The organism is Weissella cibaria, from assembly GCF_004521965.1.
GTDB lineage: Bacteria > Bacillota > Bacilli > Lactobacillales > Lactobacillaceae > Weissella > Weissella cibaria_A.
Genome location: NZ_SDGK01000100.1, coordinates 1 through 651 on the forward strand (window position 1 = coordinate 1; position 651 = coordinate 651).

Annotated in this window: 1 protein-coding gene; it reads left to right on the forward strand. The window is 39.2% G+C overall.

All coding sequences use genetic code 11. From position 1 onward, the window contains the following. On the forward strand, positions 1-484 hold a 484-nt coding region (locus EST42_RS10230; protein ID WP_134645317.1), incomplete at its 5' end, for a transposase. Between the last annotated feature and the right edge of the window lie 167 nt (positions 485-651).

Consider the following 651-nt stretch of genomic DNA (forward strand, 5'->3'; position numbering starts at 1 on the left):
CATCATTAAAATGACTGTGAAACGAGAAGTTGTCATTGCCAACACGGTTGACGTAGCGAAGGCCTTACCCGAATTCAAGATTCTCTTAAGCATTCCTGGAATGGCTGACAATACCGCGGTTCGCTTAATCGGTGATATTCGACGGTTTGAAAAGCGTTCTCAGTTAAATAGTTTTATTGGGCTTGATTTAACGGAGATTCAATCTGGTGATTACGTCGCACAGCGCCACATCACCAAGCACGGTAACCCACATGTCCGAAAGATCCTTTATTGGACAGTTGTAAATATGATTAGTTCAACTGCGCAGCCAAACCACATTAGGGATAGATACGAAAAGAAACGAGCAACAGCAACTCGAAAGAAGCCATTACTCGTTTCCTCAATGGATCGCCTTATCAAGACGATTCATTACCTTTATAACCACCAATCAATTTTACTCATACGAGCTAGCCAGATCATTGTAAAACGCTTGGGTCATAGTTAGCTTAACAGCCTTGAAAAAAACTTCATACCCTCAAGGTTTATTCAAGTGTGTCAAAAACCATGTAACCAAGATTTTCAAAACAAAAATCGTTCTAGTAAGTTGAATATATCAAATTTACTAGAACGATCAGAATAGCTATATATCAACATCTGTGTTGACAAAGCATA